Origin of the sequence: Oribacterium sp. oral taxon 078 str. F0263 (assembly GCF_000469565.1) — a bacterium.
In the GTDB taxonomy this organism is placed as follows: domain Bacteria; phylum Bacillota; class Clostridia; order Lachnospirales; family Lachnospiraceae; genus Oribacterium.
On the sequence record NZ_KI273139.1, the window covers coordinates 33086 to 50952 of the forward strand.

Below are 17867 nucleotides of genomic sequence, written 5' to 3' on the forward strand. Positions count from 1 at the left end.
GGTCGAGATATCGCGAAAGAGGGGGAATCGAGAGATGATAAGGAGATTTTGTCTTTGTTTTAGTTTGATCCTGATGATAATGCTGAGCGGCTGCGGCAAAAACGAGGCGCAGAATAAAGGGACGTCTGATCCTGAAAAGGGAATCAGCGAGACCGGGAACAGCAGTCATGGTCAATCAGCAGATAAAGAAGAGCTTTCCTCGAAAGCATCCGGCAAGACAGATTCCGAAGAGGGGGCTGCCATTTTCCGTTTTGATGACTGTCTTTTGATGAAAAACAGAGGCCTGGTAGTAGTAGGCAATGCAAAAGGCACTCTCAGGACGGGAGACTTTGTCTTGCTGGAAACAGAGGATGGGCTATGTCCGGCGAAGGTAACAGCAATTGAACAGGGAAGAAATTTAATTTCTTCTGTCGGTGAAAATGACGGAAGAGTCGGGGTTTTGTTAAATGGGTTCGTCGCGAAAGAGGTGAAGGATAAAATGGGATCTTCTTCCGGCAGCTTATTCCGCTATGATGAGACGAAGATACAGACGGATTACTTGGATACGAAAAAAGCCGGGGAGCTTGGTCTGAAGGAAGACCCTGACTTGGAAAGCTTTACAACAAAAGATGAAATGAAGATTAGCTTTCATAAGCTGTCCCCCAGCTCCTTTTTGAATGCAGATTATGATGCTGATACGATGGAGATTGACACCATCTATACCTATTCTCCCGACGGGAGTCAGGTGAATTTAGACAGCAAGACTTATATCTCTTTTCAGCAAATCACGGAGAACCCGGAGGACTGGGAAGCGTTTACGGAAAGGTGTAAAAAAGCATATCCGAGCATTGAGAAATTCCAGCTTCGGACGATCCATAGCAATGGATTTGATTATCTTGTTTTTGGAGAGAGTAAAGATTATTACTATGAGTTTGTCTATGCTATGGATTTGGACTACTCCGTTTTGCTCACTGTCTCCAAAGAAGAAATGACTGAGGAGCAAAGGGAAAGAGCCATTTGCGAATTTCATCATATGATTAAGACAATGCAGTTCGATACCTCTGAAAGAGTCTTAGACTAGGGTCGGCTAAAACTGAAAATCTTGTTCTGGTCAAGCTTTTTTGCAGTACTTATGGCTGATAAATGATCGCTTGTTTTGTGTGATGTCATAGCTGTTTGAAACACTGTGATCAGCGGCTTCTCTGGCCGCTGCGGTGCAGGATCGTGGCGAAAAATCAGGCTGAAGCACAAGCGCAAACGAAAGCAGAACGGCATTACGAAGGAGGATAAGAATGCCGAAAGCCGGAAGATTTTCTGAAGCGGGATTTTCGCTTACAAATCAATTAGCTCAAAGTCCTTTCTGGATGTTTGATAGGATAGGCATGTACATAAGAGAAATACGGTGACGCCAATTGCAAATAGGACAAGCTGCGCTATGCTCAAATTGGAAGGGTCATTCAAGCTTTCCAGACCGGGAAGATGATGCAGGATCTCCCCCACGCTTATTATGATGAAATTGACAATGCAGAACATTAGAAAAGGTTTTCCGATCTTGTAAGCTGTCTTAAAAAAGCCCGCGAGAAAAATACTGTTAAATGCTGCAAATACAATCATTGCATATCCAAGATAAGCCGCGTTTGCATTCATCAATTGATTTGCAGCATAAGGAGCGGCAGTCCCTAAAACTTTCATCCTGATAATCGTCAGCAATGTATATAAAATAAAAGCCATGGATTCGATGAACAAAACGAATAAATATTTAGCTGTGACAACGTCTCGTTTCTTAACCGGCAGCATGACTGTGTATGTAATATCGTCGTATTCCCGGATCTGCTGGTAGGTATGGAAAATACCAAGACAGATAAAAAAGGAAGAGACAAGAATGGGATATCTTGGAATCATTGTCATAGCCGAAAAGGCGATAAAGCAATAGCTCAAAGGATTTGCCGACAGCTTCATTTCCTTATAAAGAAGTTTTTTCATCACAGATTCACCTCCTCTCTTTCGATGTGTACCATAATATCTTCCAGCGTCGGTGCACCGCCGATTTCCTTTGCGTAATGACGGATAAAATCTTCTTTTTCTGCGGATAAAAGCAATGCGCCATTTTTGATATAGCTGATAGTATCCGCACATTTCTCCAAATTACTGGTGATATGGGTGGAAAATAAGATTGCGACATCCTTTTCGGCAAGCTTCCGGAAAATTTCATTCATTTCATCTCTGGACACAGGGTCCAGTCCGCTTGTAGGCTCATCCAAAATCAAGAGCTTCGCATGATGAGAAAGAGCCAGGCTAAGATAGAATTTCACCTTCATGCCCTCGGAAAGTTCTATAATCTTTTTATTTTTGTCAAGCTTGAAAGCGTCAAGGTAATGACGATATGCCTCTTCATCCCAATTGTCATAGAAGATGCGGGTGATGGCAACAATATCCTTTAGTCTTTCTCTCTTGTAATAGTTGATTCCGCCCACCGCATAACCGATCTGCTGTTTGATTTTGGCCTCATTATCGAGATAATTCATTCCGAGAATATGAACGCTGCCTGCGTCGGGATGTACAAGATTCAGAATGGATTTGAGCGTTGTCGTCTTACCTGCGCCATTTCTGCCTATAAAGCCCATAACTTCACCGGCCTTAATACGAAAGCTGATTGGCTTTAGTTCAAAAGTCGGATAAATTTTCGAAAGGCCATTTACTTCCAGAATGTATCCCATATCATTCATCCTCTGCCTCTTGAAAAGCTGCTTCCATCAAGTGTGCGAATGCTCCCTTTGGCGGTATGGCAATACCCCGCTTTTCATCGCCGAGAAGCAGAATGGTATCACCGGGTTTGATATTAAAGATTTCCCGTGCCTGTTTTGGTATTACTATCTGCCCTTTTTCTCCAACTGTGGCTGTCCAGGCATATTTCCCCTTTGGTGCTTTCATGATGATTGATCCCTCTGCAGTATGATTTGTATAACTAATCATACCATACAATCTCAAAAAAGCAAGTGCTGATGATGGATCATAAAGCGCACCGCTGTTTACAGCAATATACTTGGCAATTTCGAAAAGCTTTGCTGCGCGTATCCCTTTTAGAGAAAGCTTGATGGAATGCAATGGGTGCTTCGTCACAAAGGCATTATCGTTTAGAGCCTTTCCGCAAGAGAGGCGGCCTGTTTACAGCCGTCGGTTTTCTCAATGTCCCCCGGGTTTTGTACACCGGGGATCAATACCTCGCCCACCATGTGCCACTGCAGCAGGGCAGCAGTGCGTTCGATGGAAAAGCGCACGCCATCCATTACAGAGATATCAGGTTCTGCGCAGCAGCAGATCAGGGCACAGCCCTTCCCGGCGATATTTTCATGCTCCATACCGAAGGGGAACGTCTTGTCGATCACGGCTTTGATTTTTGCCGGGATAGAGTACCAGTACACCGGCATGGTATAGACGACGGTATCCGCCTCCAAAATAAGCGGGGCAATAGAATTAAAATCATCGTCAAAGGCACAGGCTTTTCCGCTTTTAAAGCAGTTTTCGCAGGCACGGCATCCGCCCACATTTAAGGAGTTCGCGTCAAAGCGGATGACACTGTGACCCCTTGCTTTTGCTTCTTTGATAAAGGCGTCTGTCATGGCAAAGCTGTTCCCGTTCTTTCGGGGGCTGCCGGTGATGACTACGATTTTCTTTCCCATGAAAATCCCTCCTGCTCTTCTCCTGTTCTTTTTGCTCTTTGTCGGCCGGTAGAGCACGTTTACTTTCTCCGAGGCCTGCATTATAATTTTATTCAGAATGAGATTTGCGGCAAGTACGCACATTGAGGTGCGATACTTACAGGGAGGTCAGATACTTACTTTTCGGAGAGTGTAAAATGCATGGGAAATGTATCGATAAGGAATGTCTGAGTTCCACAGGATTCAGTTATACCCTGTCGTTAATCAACGGGAAATATAAAATGACAATCCTCTATACCTTAATGTCGTTTGGCGTGGTTCGCTTTAATGAGATGAAAAAATATATCGGAGGGATTTCTTATAAGACCTTAAGCTCTGCCCTGAAGGAACTGGAGGCCGATCGGCTTGTACACAGAGAGGAATATCCGCAGATCCCGCCGAAAGTTGAATACAGTCTGACAGACAGAGGGAAATCCCTGATTCCCATTCTGGATGGGATGTGTGAGTGGGGGGATAAAAACAGGATCTAATGGCGCGCTGTCTCTCGAGAAGCGTCATCAGCCGACTTTGGCGGCGGCGCTGCGTCACAAGGAAAATTATAGCAGAGCACCCGGATACGGGCGGGTTCAGGAGAAAGAAGCGGAGCATGTCAAACGGAACCGCGCCGAAAAGCGCGCTCGCGCGGATCAGCACATTGGTCTCCGCTTGACATGTCACCTGGGTGCGTTCTTCCGGGCTGTGCTTTCGCCTGATGCTGGGTGAGTTCTTCCGGGTTGTGCTTTCGCATAATGCTGGGTGAGTTCTTCCGGGTTGTACTTTCGCATAATGCTGGGTGCGTTCTTTCAGGCTGTGCTTTCACATAATGAAGTACTCCGGAAAGGAAGGGGGAATTTTCTTTTTTCATTTCTTGACGCCGATGTGCTGATAATCCCATGGGAAGCAGCTGCGCAGGATCCCTGTGCGGTTTTGCCTGATCCTGTCGATGCAGATCCCGGCAAAGAGAAGAGCCGCAAAAAGGTGGTAAAAGATGGCAGCAGAAATCATTGCGGCCTGCCCGGAGCATATTATGTGCAGCACTTGACTGGTACCTGAGGAGATGGGACGGCATCAGACGGAGGAATTCCGGGAGAGCTCAAGTATGAGCTCCCGGAGTGCATCCGCCGTGCGGTCGATCTCCTCCTCCGTATTGAAGTATCCGATGGAGAGGCGGAGACTGCCCTCCGGGAAGCTGCCGAATGCCCTGTGGGCGGAGGGGGCGCAGTGGAGCCCGACTCTGCTCGAGATGTGGAAGCGCTCATCGAGCCGGAAGGCGAGCTCCGAGAGCGGAAGCCCGGGGGCCTGGAGAGAGAGGACAGGGCAGTAGGCGGGAGCCTGCGGAGCGGCTTCAAGCGCATCGTGGGCGCTGTCTTCTCTCTTTGGGGAAGAAGACGGGGCATCCGGACGGCCGAGGATCCGGAGCTCCGGGATTTCGCGGAGCCTTTCTAAGAGGCGCTCTGTGAGGGCGGCCTCTCGCCCCGCAATATTCTCAATGCCGGTTCTCTCCAAAAAGGAGAGCGCCGCGGAGAGCCCGTAAATTCCGGGGAGATTCATCGTGCCTGCCTCCAGACGGTCCGGAAGGAAGTCCGGCATCTCTTCGCTGTCCGAGCGGCTTCCGGTGCCGCCGGAGATCAGGGGAGAAAGCTCTTCGCCGAGACCGTCCCGGAGCAGGACTCCCCCGATCCCCTGGGGGCCGAGAAGGCTCTTGTGCCCGGTGAAGCAGAGCGCGTCGATCTGCATTTTTTCCATATCGATCGGCACTGAGCCCGCCGTCTGGGCGCAGTCCAGGACGAAGAGGAGCTTGTGGCGGCGGCAAAAATTTCCGAGAAGAGCTGCGGGATGGATGAGGCCGCTCACATTGGAGGCATGGGTGCATACGAGGGCGCGCGTATTGTCCCGGAGCAGTCCCTCCAGAAGCGAAAGCTTCATCTGTCCCATGGAATCCGTCGGGATCCTTGTGAAGCTGATGCCTTGGCTTCGAAGCTGCATGAGGGGGCGCATCACGGCGTTATGCTCCAGGGAGGAGACGAGAACATGATCTCCCTCCTTCAGGAAGCCCTTCAGAACGAGGTTTAAGGAGGCGGTCACGCCGGAGCTGAAGATGAGATTTCTGGGATCCGGCCCGTGGAAAAGCGCGCAGAGGCGCTCCCTCGTTTCAAAAACCGTATTTTCCGCCCGGTAGGCATTCCGATAGCCGCCCCGATTGATATTTGTGCCGATATTTTTCATGAAGTCATAGACAGCCTCGGCGACCTCGGGCGGTTTTGGGAAGGAGGTCGCGGCATTGTCGAGATAGATGGGGGTCATTCCTATTTTCCTCCTTATTTATCGTCAAATCCTATAAGTTTCCCTTCTGATTTAAATAATAAAATATCATATTTCTTAAAATTATGCTAGAATCGGCGGTGAAAGTTATGCCAGATGGATGGGCAGAGGAAAGAAGGAGGGAATATGAATGTGAAAGCGGAACGGATCACGATCGCCGTCGCAGGCGCCGTGATCGGCCTTGTCTCAGTGGCGCTGGTTCTCCTGGGAAATCCGGCGAACATGGGATTCTGTCTCGCCTGTTTTATCCGGGACACGGCGGGAGGTCTGGGGCTTCACCGGGCGGAGGCAGTGCAATACATCCGGCCGGAGCTGATCGGACTGATTCTGGGGGCGATGCTGCTCTCTTTGTTCCGGGGGGAGTTTTCCGTGCGGGGAGGCTCCGCGCCGATGACGAGATTTCTTCTGGGATTTTTCGTGATGATCGGCTGTCTGATGTTCCTCGGCTGCCCCTTTCGGACGGTGCTTCGGCTCGCGGGAGGGGATTTCAACGCGATCTTCGGCCTTCTGGGATTTCTATGCGGGATTGTCGCAGGGATCTATTTCCTGAACAGGGGCTATTCTCTGAAGAGAAGCTATCAGCAGACCCGCCCCGAAGGACTGGTTCTTCCGGCGGTTCAGCTCGTTTTTCTTGTGCTGGTACTTGCGGCTCCGGCCTTTATCTTCTTTACCAAGGAGGGACCCGGGGCGAAGCACGCGGCGGTTCTGATCTCGCTTCTTGCTGGGCTTTTGGTCGGAGCACTGGCGCAGCACACGAGGATGTGCATGGTCGGCGGGATCCGGGATTTTATCCTATTCCGCGAGCCGAAGCTTCTGATCGGCTTTTGCATGATCTTCGTCGCGGCACTTCTCGCCAATCTCATGAGCGGGCATTTTCATCCCGGCTTTGCCGATCAGCCGGTCGCGCATACGGAAAGTCTCTGGAATTTCCTCGGCATGCTTCTCGCCGGCTATGGCTGCTGTCTCCTGGGCGGCTGTCCGCTTCGGCAGATGGTCATGGCGGGAGAGGGAAATACGGATTCCGCGGTGACTTACCTCGGGCTCTTTGTCGGCGCGGCCTTCGCGCATAACTTCGCGCTGGCATCCTCCGGGAAGGGCTCGACCCCGAACGGCCGGATTGCCGTGATTTTGGGACTTATCGTGGTGACGGTGATCGCGGTTTCCAATACTTTTAATAAGAAGGAAGCTTAAGGGAGAAAGCCGGGGGCTTTCGGAAAGGAGGGGAGAGAAGCTATGATCGATGTGAGAGGGCTGTCCTGCCCGCAGCCGGTAATCCAGGTGAAGAAGGCGCTGGAGAAAAAGGAAGCGAGCTATGAGGTGCTGCTGGACAGCATGGTTTCTGTGGAGAATGTAAAGCGTTTTGCCGCGAGTGCGGGCTACAAGGCGGAGTTCCGGGAGGAAAACGGCGAGTACCGCATGGATCTGAGTAAGTTATGAGAGAGTATATCGCGACCTTCTATAATCATTTCGGCGCAGTGCGCTTCGAGCGGGAGCTTCGCAAGATGGGAGCTCCCGCGAGGATGATGCCGGTCCCCCGGGATCTGAGCTCCTCCTGCGGGACGGCGGTGAAATTTCAGCGGGAGGAGAGTGATTTTTCCGATTTCCGGGATGAGCACGGGGAGATCGAGCAAATCGCGGAGGTCCTGGAGAAGTCCTACCGCGTGCTCTGGAAAAGTCAGAGCTGAGAGGATGATTCTCCTCTTGCATTCCGGATCAAATTGCGCTACACTATACAGGTCGCAGGGAGAGCGATTCTTTTAGGGGGTGTAGCTCAGCTGGGAGAGCGCAGCGTTCGCAACGCTGAGGTCGCGAGTTCGAATCTCGTCGTCTCCACTGTATGGACCGTATTCGGACTTTCGGGTGCGGTCCTTTTTGATCGGATAAAGCTGCCGGGGGCCGGCTTACGCAGTGCTATGCTTGCGGGGCCTCGAAGGAAAAGAGGAAGGGAAAGACAGCGTGCGGCCGGGTGCAGGGAAGAGATTTAGGAAGCATAGGGAGGCTGCGGCGGAATAAGGACGGGACAGCATGAGATCGGGTGCGGGGAAGAGAGGGAGAGGATGGAGCGCTTTTTGAGAAAGCCGCCGAAGAAAAGAAAGAAGGACGGACGCATACAGACAGAGGGCGGAGAGCTCCTTTCCTCCTACCAGAGGAAGCTCAGGGAGCGTCTCTCCTCGGAAGCGGAGAGCGAGGAGAGCGCTGAGTCAGCGCATGGGCAGGACCGATCGGACGGTGAAGGCGGGAGAGGGCGGGAGCCCGATTATCGCTTTGAGCCCTGCCGGGAGAGCTTTCGCTGCATCCATTGCGGGCGGGAAATCCGGGCCGAAGGGGCAGGTTCTGCGCACAGAAATCACTGCCCCCACTGTCTTCACAGTCTCCATGTGGATCAAGAGCCGGGGGACCGCGCGTCGGACTGCCGCGGGGAGATGGAGGCGATCGCTGTCTGGGTGAAGGAGGACGGAGAGTGGGCTCTCATTCACCGCTGCAAAAAGTGCGGGAAGCTGAGCGCAAACCGCGTCCTCTCGGATGACAATCCGCTTGCGCTCATGCAGCTTGCCGTAAAGGCTCTCGCGAATCCTCCCTTTCCTCTCCGCTTCCTGGAGGACTACCTCCGCGGAGTCCGCTGAGCCTTGGGAAGCTTTGATTCTTCGCTTGATTTTGCCGGCAGCCGGGACATGCGCTCCTCCGGGCTCAGGAGGAGTGCGGGATGGGAGGGTGTCCTCCGGCTTCACAGAAGGTAAAAAGGATGCTATACTTTAGCCATTTAAGAGAAGGATATCTCGGAAAAGGAGCCGGATGGAGAGAATCAGAAAGCTTATCAAAAAATACCGCTGCGCCTGGGTGCTGTACTACGGGATCCTCTATCTTCTTTGGTTTCGGGTCCTGGAGAAATCCGTCACGAAAGCGACAGGCTTTCATGTCATGCATACTCGCTTCGATGATATGATTCCCTTTTGCGAATATTTCATCGTACCTTACTTTTTGTGGTTTATCTATATCTTCGGGGGGGTACTGTATTTCCTTTTCGTGAACCGTTCGGATTTTTATCATGTCACGGCCTTTCTCTACAGCGGGATGATACTCAGCCTTGTGATCTGCACCATCTATCCGAACGGGACGGATCTCCGCCCGGCGCTTATGCCGCATAAAAATATCTTTACGGACTGGGTGGCCTGGCTTTACCGGACGGATACCTGTACCAATGTTTTTCCGAGTGTTCACGTCTACAATTCCATTGCGATGCATATTGCGATTATGAAGAGTAAGGACATCGCGGGGCTTAAGCATGGAGCGCTGATCCGGAGAGGCTCCTTCCTGCTGGCGCTTCTCATCTGTCTCGCGACGCTCTTTTTAAAGCAGCATTCACTTTTGGATGTGAGCGCATCCTGTATTCTCGCGAGTATTGTCTATGGATTTATCTATGGCTATCCTGTCTTTGAAGAGGATGGGGTCCCCGATGGGGAGCTCGCAGCGGAGCGGGAGCTTTCCAAGCGCCGTCTCCGGCTGATCTCAAAGAGAAGGGAGAGCTAGGAAGGACTGCATTATGGGGGAGAGAAAGAGCAGGGTAGTGATCGCCGGTGTGGGAAATGTGGGTGCCACCACGGCCTACAGCATCATAAACCAGGGGCTCTGCGAGGAGATTGTTCTGATCGATGTGAATCGGGAGAAGGCACTGGCAGAGGCGATGGATATGGAGCATTCCACCTACTTCATGAACCGGAATATCAAGGTGAGGGAGGGGGGATACGAGGACTGCCGGGAGGCGGATATCGTCGTGATCACCGCGTCGGCTCCGATGCCGAAGAGCTCGAACAACCGCCTGGAGATGCTTGCGCCTAGCATGGGAATCATAAGGAGCATCGTCACAGAGGTCATGAAGAGCGGCTTTTCCGGGATCTTCGTCGTCGTGTCAAATCCGGTCGATATCATGACCTATTATTGCTGGAAGATCTCCGGTCTTCCAAAGGAGCGGGTGATCGGGAGCGGCACCACGCTGGATACGGCGCGCCTTTGCATCAGCCTCTCGAAGCTCTATGAGCTTGACGCAAAAAGCGTGCAGGCCTATGTCATAGGGGAGCACGGTGACAGTGAGCTCGTCTCCTGGGATTCCGCGAATATCGGGGGGAAGAATATATCGGATGTCATGCGTGACAACGCGGAGCGAACCGCCGGAAAGACGAAGGAGGAGCTTCTGAGGGAAACCGTTCAGGCGGGATGGGATATCTTCCAGCGGAAGGGAAATACCTGCTACGGCATCGCGGCCTCCACCACGGCGATCATCAAGTCCATACTCTTTGATGAAAACAGGATATACCCGGTTTCTGTGATGCTGGACGGGGCCTACGGCCTGAAAAACGTGTTTCTGAGTGCACCGACGATTCTGAACCGGCAGGGGGCGAAGGAGGTCGTGGAGATTCACCTGAACCCGGAGGAGCTCACCGCCTACCGCCGTTCCGCGAAGCTCCTCTCCGACTTCTATGAGGAGCTGTGCTGATGCCGCTCCTTCGAAATGCATGGGGGCATTTCCGGACGATCAATCACCATAAGTGGGAGGTCCTGAAGAACTGCTTCCGGATCGGACTCTACCGGCAGGGGCTTTTGCATGATCTTTCGAAGTACAGCCCGACGGAGTTTCGGACCGGCATCCGCTACTACAAGGGAACCCAGAGCCCGAACGGGGTGGAGAGACTGGCGACAGGCGTCTCTCCCGCCTGGCTGCATCACAAGGGGCGGAACAAGCATCACTTCGAGTACTGGGTGGATTATGATCTCAAGGATCCGAATCGTCTGATCGGCTGCCGCATGCCCTACCGCTATGTGGCGGAGATGTTCTGTGACCGGGTCGCGGCCTGCAAAGTCTACAGGGGGAAGGATTACCGCGACAGCTGCCCCTGGGAGTATTTTCGAAAGATGGAGCACACGCCGCTCCTCCACGAGAAGACGAGGGAGGAGCTTATCTTTTTATTGAAGCTTCTCCGGGATGAGGGGGAGAAGGCCGCCTTTGACTATCTAAGGGGAGAGGTCAGAAGGAGGCGGCGCGAGCGGGACTATTTTTGAAGGAAGCCTTGACAGCGGATAGAAAGCTTGCTAGAATTGCTTCTGCAGCTTGAAAGAGGCGGCTGTGCGTGCGTAGCTCAGCTGGATAGAGCGTCTGGCTACGGACCAGAAGGTCGCGTGTTCGAATCATGTCGCACGCAGAAAAGAAGGAGACACTGTGGATTTGCAGTGCCTCCTTTATTATTTTTTCAGAAGATCGGAGAGGTGGTAGCGGTTTACTACGCTGTAGATCGCCTCGTCAATCTCCCGGTAGAGGGGAAAGGTCGGGCAAGTCGCGGATTTCTCACAGCTCTTTCCGTCCATCAGGCATTCCACCGGGGCGAGTGTGCCCTCCGCCGCATTCAGAATATCTCCGACAGCGATCTCCGAGGCGGGGCGGGTAAAGAGATAACCGCCCCTTGCGCCCCGGACACTTCTGAGAAAGCCTCCCTTCACCATGAGGGCGATGATCTGCTCCAGATATTTCAGGGAGATTCCCCGCCGCTCTGAGATCTCTTTGATGGAGACAGGAGTCCGTCCGTCGCTGTTCTCCGCGATATCGATCAGCGTGGTGAGCGCATAGCGCCCCTTCGTGGAAATCATCATTTTCTTCTCCCTCCTTTTCGGCCGTCCCGCTGATTCTGAAAGTCCTTGACTTTTTCAATAGAGTTAGGTAAAACTTACTTTGCGTTGCATCTGCAACGAGGTTCCCTCTGTCCCGTGCTGCGCTTTTGGCCGGGGAGGAGAGCGGAACAGCGCGGACTGGATCCGCTGCATCCGGCGAAAAACGCAGGTCTATCTTTTTAATCCTAGCATATTACTAGACTTTACTCAAGCATGTATCAGGGAAAAAACAAATCTGAGAAGTATTATTGTTTTTCCTGCAATACATGGGAAAATCAAGGGATTGGGAGATTGACCCGCAAAAATGTATATTGTATACTGTGCACGGAAAGAGGGAAGTTAAGTTTTTTCAAGCTTTTATTTCATCCCTCCCGGAAACGGGAAGGCAGTATTCGGACCGGCTGGAACCGGAGAATAGAGAGGCGAGCGATGAGAGAAGAATGGAGAGGCTTTAAGGGCGGTCACTGGCTCAGGGATGTCAATGTGAGGGACTTCATTCAGGAGAACTACACGGCCTACGATGGAGATGCGTCCTTCCTTTCGGGACCCACAGAGGCGACCAATGAGCTCTGGACTGAGGTGCAGAAGCTTCAGAAGGAGGAGAGGGCAAAGGGCGGCGTCCTGGATATGGAGACGAAGCGGGTCTCCGGGATCACAGCCTACGGCCCGGCTTACATCGCGGAGGGGACGAAGGAGAAGGAAAAAGTCGTCGGGCTTCAGACGGATAAGCCTCTGAAGAGGGCTTTCATGCCCTACGGCGGGATCAAGATGGCGGAGCAGGCTCTGACGACCTACGGCTATACGCCGGATCCGGAGCTTCACAAGATCTTCACGGAGTACCACAAGACACACAATCAGGGGGTCTTTGACGCCTATACACCGGAGATGATCAAGGCGAGGCACAATAAGATCGTGACGGGTCTTCCGGATACCTACGGAAGGGGGCGGATCGTGGGCGACTACCGGAGGGTGGCGCTCTACGGCATTGACTTCCTGATCGAAAAGAAGCAGGAGGATCTCGCGAACTGCGGCTGCGGCATTATGACGGATGATGTCGTGCGGCAGAGGGAGGAGATCTCCGATCAGATCCGCGCGCTGAAGCAGATGAAGGAAATGGCCTCCTCCTACGGCTATGACATTTCGGTCCCGGCTAAGAATGCGGCGGAGGCGGTGCAGTGGCTCTATTTCGGCTATCTTGCGGCGATCCGGACGCAGAACGGCGCCGCGATGTCCGTGGGGCGCATCTCGACCTTCCTGGATATCTATATTGAGAGGGATCTAAAAGACGGTGCCATCACGGAAAAGGAGGCACAGGAGCTCATCGACCACTTTGTGATGAAGCTTCGGATGGTGAAGTTCGCGAGAATCCCGTCCTATAACCAGCTCTTCTCCGGAGATCCGGTCTGGGCGACGCTGGAGGTCGCAGGGATGGGGCAGGACGGAAGATCCATGGTGACAAAGAACGATTTCCGCTTCCTCCACACCCTGGAGAATATGGGTCCTGCGCCGGAGCCGAATCTGACCGTGCTCTATACGAAGCGCCTGCCGGAGAGCTTTAAGGAGTATGCGGCCCGCATCTCCGTGAAGACCTCGTCCGTCCAGTACGAGAACGACGATGTCATGCGCCCGGTCTGGGGGGATGACTACAGCATCTGCTGCTGTGTCTCTGCGACGCAGACCGGAAAGGAGATGCAGTTCTTCGGGGCGAGGGCGAATCTTGCGAAGTGCCTCCTCTACGCGATCAACGGCGGGAGAGATATGAAGACCAAGGAGCAGGTATCCCCGCCCTTTGCGCCGATCAGCTCCGAGTACCTGGACTACGATGAGGTGATGAAGAAGTATGATCTGATGATGGACTGGCTCGCGGGGCTCTATGTCAACACCCTGAATCTGATCCAGTACATGCATGATAAGTACTTCTACGAGGCGGCGGAGATGGCCCTCATTGATACCGATGTCAGAAGGACCTTCGCGACCGGCATCGCGGGCTTCTCCCATGTGGTCGATTCGCTTTCTGCGATCAAGTACGCGAAGGTACGGACGATCCGGGATGAGAGCGGCCTGGTCATGGATTTTGAGACGGAGGGAGATTTCCCGCGCTATGGAAATGACGATGACCGGGCGGATGATATCGCGGTGGAGCTCCTCCATACCTTCCTCACGAAGATCAAGAAGTATCATACCTATCGAAATTCGGAGCCCACGACCTCAATCCTGACGATCACCTCCAACGTGGTCTACGGGAAGGCCACCGGGAATATGCCGGATGGGAGAAGGGCCGGAGAGCCCCTGTCTCCGGGAGCGAATCCCTGCTATGGGGCGGAGAAGAACGGACTTTTGGCATCTCTGAATTCGGTCGCGAAGCTTCCCTATGAGTATGCGCTGGACGGGATTTCGAACACGCAGACCATCAATCCCTCGGCGCTCGGACATACGGAGGATGAGGAGACGAAGACGCTTGTGCGGGTCATGGATGGTTATTTCGCAAAGGGCGCGCATCATCTGAATGTCAATATCTTCGGCGTCGAGAAGCTCAGGGACGCGATGGAGCACCCGGAGAAGCCGGAGTACGCGAACTTCACGATCCGGGTTTCCGGCTATGCGGTGAAGTTCATCGACCTCACGAGGGAGCAGCAGCTCGATGTGATCGCGAGGACCGAGCACAAGAAGCTTTAAGAAAGACGGAAGCTGAGAGGCGAGAGGAGCTGGGACGCCGCGGGAGGAACGCGGCGCCCTGACTTCCGGGACAGGGACCGGAATCGATCCGTGTCTCCATGGAGATAGACTGGGAATGAGCCGAGGGCCATTCAGGACAGAGAAGCGACTGTGCCAAAGGGCCCGGGAGCCTGGGATGTTCTGGACGGCCCTTTTTCCGTGTATGCTCCCGGAACGATCGGAAGCTGCCGTTTCTTATCGAAAAATGATGGTTGGGGAGAGAATCTGGGAGATCAGGAGGTTTATGGAGGTCATGGAGGAGAGGCTTATCAATAGGGAAAAGGATGCGGCGGATGCGCCTTCCGGGGAAAAGAAGCTTCTTGGGGCGGTGCATTCCGTGGAGAGCTTTGGCTCTGTGGACGGACCGGGAACGCGCTTTTTGATCTTTTTGAAGGGCTGCGCGATGCGCTGCCGCTACTGCCATAATCCGGATACCTGGGAGTATCACTCCGAGGACAGGAGAAGCGCGGACTCTCTCCTGGACCAGGCGGAGCGCTATCGGGAGTATTGGGGAGAGGATGGTGGAATTACCGTGAGCGGGGGCGATCCCCTGATACAGATCGACTTTGTGCTGCAGCTTTTTGAAGAGGCGAAGAGGAGGGGGATCAATACCTGCCTCGATACCTCCGCGCAGCCCTTTACGAGGAAGGAGCCCTTTTTCGGAAAATTTACAAGACTTATGAAGCTGACGGATACGGTGCTTTTGGACATAAAGGAGATTGACAGCAGGAAGCATCGCTGGCTCACGGGCTGGGGCAATGAGAATATCCTGGACTGTGCGCGTTACCTCTCCGAAATCGGGGTTCCCGTCTGGATCCGACACGTGCTTGTACCCGGTGTCACAGACCGGGATGAGGAGCTCCGGAAGCTGAAGTCCTTTATCGATAACCTGCATAATGTGAAAAAGGTCGAGATCCTGCCTTATCATACCCTGGGGGTCTATAAATACGAAAAGCTGGGGATCCCCTACCGCCTCCCGACGGTCAACCCGCCGACAGAACAGGAGATCTCGCACGCAAAGAAAATCCTCGGAATCCAGGAAGCCAAAAACTAAACTCCAAAAGATCCGACCAGAATCAAGCAGGAAATTCTCGTGAGGGATGGTATAATGATTCCAGTGTCTAAAGTCTCTCCGACGCGACGTGCTCGCACGGCGGAGTCGGAGAGACTTTAAGACACGCCCCGGCATGAGCACGAAGGGCTGCGAAGCAGAGCGGGAGTGCGAATGCCGGGGGAGCATGCTGAGAGCGCCGAAGACGCGAAAGCATGCGGGGAATCATTGTAAGAGCCGAGAAGCGGGCGGAGTCGGAGAGACTTTAAGACACGCCCCGACATGAGCACGAAGGGCTGCGGAGCAGAGCGGGAGTGCGAATGCCCGGGAGCATGCTGAGAGCGCCGAAGACGCGAAAGCATGCGTGGAATCAGGAAAAAGTGGAGCGGCACGGCGGAGTCGGAGAGACTTTAGGATGCGCCCTTTATGAGCACGGAGGGATGCGGAGCAGAACGGGAGTGCGAATGTCGGGGAGCATGCTGAGAGCGCCGCAGACGCGAAAGCATGCGTGGAATCATTGAAAGAGCCGGGAAAAGGGAGAGTCGGAGAGACTTTAGGATGTGCCCTTTATGAGCACGAAGGGCTGCGGAGCAGAGCGGGAGGGTCCTGCTTTATGGAGAAGAGGCAGAGGAGGAGAGGGAAGGATGCGATTTGAGGATAAGCTTTGGGTGCTGAAGGATGCTGATGACGGGAGCAGGGTTTCTATCCTGCCGAAGATGGCGAACCGCCACGGCCTGATCGCGGGCGCGACCGGGACCGGGAAGACAGTGAGTTTAAAGGTGCTCGCGGAGTCCTTCAGCGAGATGGGGGTGCCGGTCTTTCTCTCAGATGTGAAGGGGGACCTTGCGGGCTGCTGTGAGGCCGGTGCGGACTCCGAGGACATGAGGAAGCGGATCGATTATTTTGGCCTGGAGGGGACAGGATTTCAGTTTCGGAGCTTTCCGGTGCAGTTCTTCGATCTCAGCGGGGAGAGGGGCCTTCCGCTTCGGACTACAGTCTCTGAAATGGGGCCGGTGCTTTTGTCAAGGCTTCTCCAGCTCTCGGATCTTCAGGCAGATATCCTTTCTATCGTATTCCGGATCGCGGATGAAGAGAAGCTTCTTCTCCTGGACTCCAAGGATCTTCGCTCCATGCTCCAGTATATCGGGGAGAATGCCGCACAGTATTCCGGAGAATACGGCAATATGTCGAAGCCGAGCCTGAACGCGATTCTCCGCGCCGTGGTGGCACTGGAAAATGCGGGAGGGGATCGTTTCTTCGGAGAACCGGCCATTGATATCCGGGATTTTTTCCGGACGGACAGCGATGGGAGGGGATTCATCACTATCCTGGATGCGGCGCGGATCGTGCAGGACCCGAGGCTCTACTCGACCTTTATGCTTTACTTGCTTTCTGAGCTCTTCGAGGCACTGCCGGAGGCGGGGGACCCGGAAAAGCCGAAGCTTGTCTTCTTCTTTGACGAGGCGCACCTTCTCTTTGATAATGCGCCGAAGGCTCTTTTGGAAAAAATAGAGCAGGTCGTCCGGCTGATCCGAAGCAAGGGGATCGGGATTTATTTCATCAGCCAGAGCCCCTCCGATCTCCCGGATTCCGTACTCTCACAGCTTGGAAATAAAATCCAGCATGCGCTCCGCGCCTATACGCCGGCGGAGGAGAAGAAGCTGAAGAGCGCGGCGCAGTCCTTCCGGAAGAATCCCGCATTCGATACGGAAAAGCTGCTCTCGGAGCTCGGGACCGGAGAGGCGCTGGTATCCTTTTTGGATCAGGAGGGACGGCCCGAGCCGGTGCGAAGGGGGAAGATCCTTCCGCCGGAGAGCAGGATGGGGCCGATCGAGGACAGCGTCCGCGAGACGAAAATCAAGACGTCCTCGCTCTATTCGAAATACGATGAGAGCATAGACCGGGATTCTGCCTATGAATTTCTGAAGAGAAAGACGGAGCTTTCGGAGGAAGAGCTTCGGAAGGCTCTGGAGAGATCAGCGGCGGAGAAGGAGGAGGCAGAGCGCCGGGCGGCGGAGGAAAAGGCGGCGGCAAAGGAAAGAGCGGAGGCGGAGAAGCTTTCAAAAAGGCAGCAGGCAGAGGCAGAAAGGCTTGCCCTGAGAGAGGAAAAAGAGAGGGAGAGAGCGGAAGCGAAAGCCGCGAAGGAGAAGGAAAAGGCGGAGGCAAGGGCCGAAAAGGAGAAGGCAAAGGCGGAGAAGGAGAAGAGTGCGATCTTTAAGAGGGTCGGGAAATCCACCGCGGGAGCGATCGGACGGGAGCTCGGAAATTCAGTCGGAAAGTCCCTCCTCGGAAACAGCGTCGGACGCAGGATCGGAGGGAATGTCGGCTCTGCACTCGGCCGGGGCATCCTGGAAACCTTATTCGGAAAGTAGAGGTCCTGGATAGAGATTTGGAATAATCCCTTTCCCTTATCGTAAATCATAATTGGACAGGAGGAATCCTTT

18 protein-coding genes and 2 tRNA genes are annotated in these 17867 nt (G+C 53.6%); 14 read left to right on the top strand and 6 right to left on the bottom strand.

Translation table 11 applies throughout. From position 1 onward, the window contains the following. Positions 1–34 precede the first annotated feature (34 nt). On the top strand, positions 35–1060 hold the full coding sequence (locus tag HMPREF1986_RS11585) for a hypothetical protein (protein WP_155978814.1): 1026 nt from the start codon (positions 35–37) through the stop codon (positions 1058–1060). A gap of 251 nt (positions 1061–1311) precedes the next feature. Here HMPREF1986_RS11585 and HMPREF1986_RS11590 read toward each other — a convergent pair whose 3' ends face one another. Genes HMPREF1986_RS11590 through HMPREF1986_RS11605 form a run of 4 tightly spaced genes read right to left on the bottom strand, consistent with a single transcriptional unit; the run spans position 1312 to position 3659 of the window. After that, complete coding sequence (locus tag HMPREF1986_RS11590; RefSeq protein ID WP_021775042.1) at positions 1312–1962, bottom strand: ABC-2 transporter permease; 651 nt, start codon at positions 1960–1962, stop codon at positions 1312–1314. Then, a complete protein-coding gene (locus HMPREF1986_RS11595) occupies positions 1962–2705 on the bottom strand; it encodes an ABC transporter ATP-binding protein (RefSeq protein WP_021775043.1) in 744 nt (247 codons plus the stop codon). Before HMPREF1986_RS11595 ends, HMPREF1986_RS11590 begins: the two co-directional genes overlap by 1 nt. Continuing rightward, complete coding sequence (locus HMPREF1986_RS13720; protein WP_330365169.1) at positions 2698–3084, bottom strand: AbrB/MazE/SpoVT family DNA-binding domain-containing protein; 387 nt, start codon at positions 3082–3084, stop codon at positions 2698–2700. The genes HMPREF1986_RS11595 and HMPREF1986_RS13720 overlap by 8 nt, the downstream gene beginning before the upstream one ends. A gap of 29 nt (positions 3085–3113) precedes the next feature. Then, positions 3114–3659, bottom strand: a complete 546-nt coding sequence (locus HMPREF1986_RS11605) for a flavodoxin family protein (RefSeq protein WP_036600570.1) — start codon at positions 3657–3659, stop codon at positions 3114–3116. 176 nt (positions 3660–3835) lie between these two features. On the opposite strand from HMPREF1986_RS11605, the gene HMPREF1986_RS11610 reads away from it, so the two are divergent. Beyond that, a complete protein-coding gene (locus HMPREF1986_RS11610) occupies positions 3836–4168 on the top strand; it encodes a winged helix-turn-helix transcriptional regulator (protein WP_021775046.1) in 333 nt (110 codons plus the stop codon). 577 nt (positions 4169–4745) lie between these two features. Here the strand turns inward: HMPREF1986_RS11610 and HMPREF1986_RS11615 are convergent. Then, on the bottom strand, positions 4746–5981 hold the full coding sequence (locus HMPREF1986_RS11615) for an aminotransferase class V-fold PLP-dependent enzyme (protein WP_021775048.1): 1236 nt from the start codon (positions 5979–5981) through the stop codon (positions 4746–4748). Positions 5982–6125: 144 nt separating this feature from the next. On the opposite strand from HMPREF1986_RS11615, the gene yedE reads away from it, so the two are divergent. The 9 genes from yedE to HMPREF1986_RS11660 all read left to right on the top strand — a co-directional run bounded on the left by yedE (position 6126) and on the right by HMPREF1986_RS11660 (position 11194). Next, positions 6126–7190, top strand: coding sequence for a YedE family putative selenium transporter (yedE, locus tag HMPREF1986_RS11620; RefSeq protein WP_036600537.1), 1065 nt, complete (start codon positions 6126–6128; stop codon positions 7188–7190). Positions 7191–7232: 42 nt separating this feature from the next. After that, positions 7233–7436 carry a sulfurtransferase TusA family protein gene (locus HMPREF1986_RS11625; protein WP_021775050.1) on the top strand — a complete coding sequence of 68 codons (204 nt, stop codon included), beginning with the start codon at positions 7233–7235 and terminating at the stop codon, positions 7434–7436. Then, positions 7433–7684, top strand: a complete 252-nt coding sequence (locus tag HMPREF1986_RS11630; protein ID WP_021775051.1) for a DUF3343 domain-containing protein — start codon at positions 7433–7435, stop codon at positions 7682–7684. Before HMPREF1986_RS11625 ends, HMPREF1986_RS11630 begins: the two co-directional genes overlap by 4 nt. 75 nt (positions 7685–7759) lie before the next feature. Next, positions 7760–7832, top strand: a tRNA-Ala gene (locus tag HMPREF1986_RS11635). A 224-nt stretch (positions 7833–8056) separates the two neighbouring features. Further along, the gene (locus HMPREF1986_RS11640) at positions 8057–8623 is read left to right on the top strand and encodes an RNHCP domain-containing protein (RefSeq protein ID WP_021775052.1); all 567 of its coding nucleotides are present in this window, start codon (positions 8057–8059) and stop codon (positions 8621–8623) included. Positions 8624–8792: 169 nt separating this feature from the next. Continuing rightward, positions 8793–9527, top strand: coding sequence for a phosphatase PAP2 family protein (locus HMPREF1986_RS11645; RefSeq protein ID WP_021775053.1), 735 nt, complete (start codon positions 8793–8795; stop codon positions 9525–9527). Between the two features lie 13 nt (positions 9528–9540). After that, entirely contained in the window at positions 9541–10491 is a 951-nt protein-coding gene (locus tag HMPREF1986_RS11650; RefSeq protein WP_021775054.1) for an L-lactate dehydrogenase, read from the top strand. Continuing rightward, positions 10491–11054, top strand: a complete 564-nt coding sequence (locus HMPREF1986_RS11655; RefSeq protein WP_021775055.1) for a DUF5662 family protein — start codon at positions 10491–10493, stop codon at positions 11052–11054. Before HMPREF1986_RS11650 ends, HMPREF1986_RS11655 begins: the two co-directional genes overlap by 1 nt. Positions 11055–11120: 66 nt before the next feature. Continuing rightward, positions 11121–11194: transfer RNA gene (locus tag HMPREF1986_RS11660), tRNA-Arg, on the top strand. Between the two features lie 40 nt (positions 11195–11234). Here the strand turns inward: HMPREF1986_RS11660 and HMPREF1986_RS11665 are convergent. Next, positions 11235–11639, bottom strand: coding sequence for an RrF2 family transcriptional regulator (locus tag HMPREF1986_RS11665; RefSeq protein ID WP_009214033.1), 405 nt, complete (start codon positions 11637–11639; stop codon positions 11235–11237). Positions 11640–12086: 447 nt separating this feature from the next. Between HMPREF1986_RS11665 and pflB the strand changes: the two genes are divergently transcribed. The 3 genes from pflB to HMPREF1986_RS11685 all read left to right on the top strand — a co-directional run bounded on the left by pflB (position 12087) and on the right by HMPREF1986_RS11685 (position 17795). Continuing rightward, positions 12087–14333 (top strand): formate C-acetyltransferase, encoded by a 2247-nt coding sequence (pflB, locus tag HMPREF1986_RS11670; protein ID WP_021775057.1) that lies wholly within the window; start codon positions 12087–12089, stop codon positions 14331–14333. A 283-nt stretch (positions 14334–14616) separates the two neighbouring features. Then, complete coding sequence (gene pflA, locus HMPREF1986_RS11675; protein WP_242837389.1) at positions 14617–15426, top strand: pyruvate formate-lyase-activating protein; 810 nt, start codon at positions 14617–14619, stop codon at positions 15424–15426. A gap of 641 nt (positions 15427–16067) precedes the next feature. Further along, a complete protein-coding gene (locus tag HMPREF1986_RS11685) occupies positions 16068–17795 on the top strand; it encodes a helicase HerA-like domain-containing protein (protein ID WP_021775062.1) in 1728 nt (575 codons plus the stop codon). Positions 17796–17867 lie beyond the last annotated feature (72 nt).

Excerpts from the sequence above, each read along its gene's own strand:
- pflA (WP_242837389.1), top strand. The coding sequence starts at position 14,617 with ATGGAGGTCATGGAGGAGAGGCTTATCAATAGGGAAAAGGATGCGGCG.
- HMPREF1986_RS11615 (WP_021775048.1), bottom strand. The coding sequence starts at position 5,981 with ATGACCCCCATCTATCTCGACAATGCCGCGACCTCCTTCCCAAAACCG.
- HMPREF1986_RS11605 (WP_036600570.1), bottom strand. The coding sequence starts at position 3,659 with ATGGGAAAGAAAATCGTAGTCATCACCGGCAGCCCCCGAAAGAACGGG.
- HMPREF1986_RS11640 (WP_021775052.1), top strand. The coding sequence starts at position 8,057 with ATGGAGCGCTTTTTGAGAAAGCCGCCGAAGAAAAGAAAGAAGGACGGA.
- HMPREF1986_RS11595 (WP_021775043.1), bottom strand. The coding sequence starts at position 2,705 with ATGAATGATATGGGATACATTCTGGAAGTAAATGGCCTTTCGAAAATT.
- HMPREF1986_RS11625 (WP_021775050.1), top strand. The coding sequence starts at position 7,233 with ATGATCGATGTGAGAGGGCTGTCCTGCCCGCAGCCGGTAATCCAGGTG.
- HMPREF1986_RS11630 (WP_021775051.1), top strand. The coding sequence starts at position 7,433 with ATGAGAGAGTATATCGCGACCTTCTATAATCATTTCGGCGCAGTGCGC.
- pflB (WP_021775057.1), top strand. The coding sequence starts at position 12,087 with ATGAGAGAAGAATGGAGAGGCTTTAAGGGCGGTCACTGGCTCAGGGAT.
- yedE (WP_036600537.1), top strand. The coding sequence starts at position 6,126 with ATGAATGTGAAAGCGGAACGGATCACGATCGCCGTCGCAGGCGCCGTG.
- HMPREF1986_RS11590 (WP_021775042.1), bottom strand. The coding sequence starts at position 1,962 with ATGAAAAAACTTCTTTATAAGGAAATGAAGCTGTCGGCAAATCCTTTG.
- HMPREF1986_RS11650 (WP_021775054.1), top strand. The coding sequence starts at position 9,541 with ATGGGGGAGAGAAAGAGCAGGGTAGTGATCGCCGGTGTGGGAAATGTG.
- HMPREF1986_RS11610 (WP_021775046.1), top strand. The coding sequence starts at position 3,836 with ATGCATGGGAAATGTATCGATAAGGAATGTCTGAGTTCCACAGGATTC.
- HMPREF1986_RS11655 (WP_021775055.1), top strand. The coding sequence starts at position 10,491 with ATGCCGCTCCTTCGAAATGCATGGGGGCATTTCCGGACGATCAATCAC.
- HMPREF1986_RS11665 (WP_009214033.1), bottom strand. The coding sequence starts at position 11,639 with ATGATGATTTCCACGAAGGGGCGCTATGCGCTCACCACGCTGATCGAT.
- HMPREF1986_RS11585 (WP_155978814.1), top strand. The coding sequence starts at position 35 with ATGATAAGGAGATTTTGTCTTTGTTTTAGTTTGATCCTGATGATAATG.
- HMPREF1986_RS11685 (WP_021775062.1), top strand. The coding sequence starts at position 16,068 with ATGCGATTTGAGGATAAGCTTTGGGTGCTGAAGGATGCTGATGACGGG.
- HMPREF1986_RS11645 (WP_021775053.1), top strand. The coding sequence starts at position 8,793 with ATGGAGAGAATCAGAAAGCTTATCAAAAAATACCGCTGCGCCTGGGTG.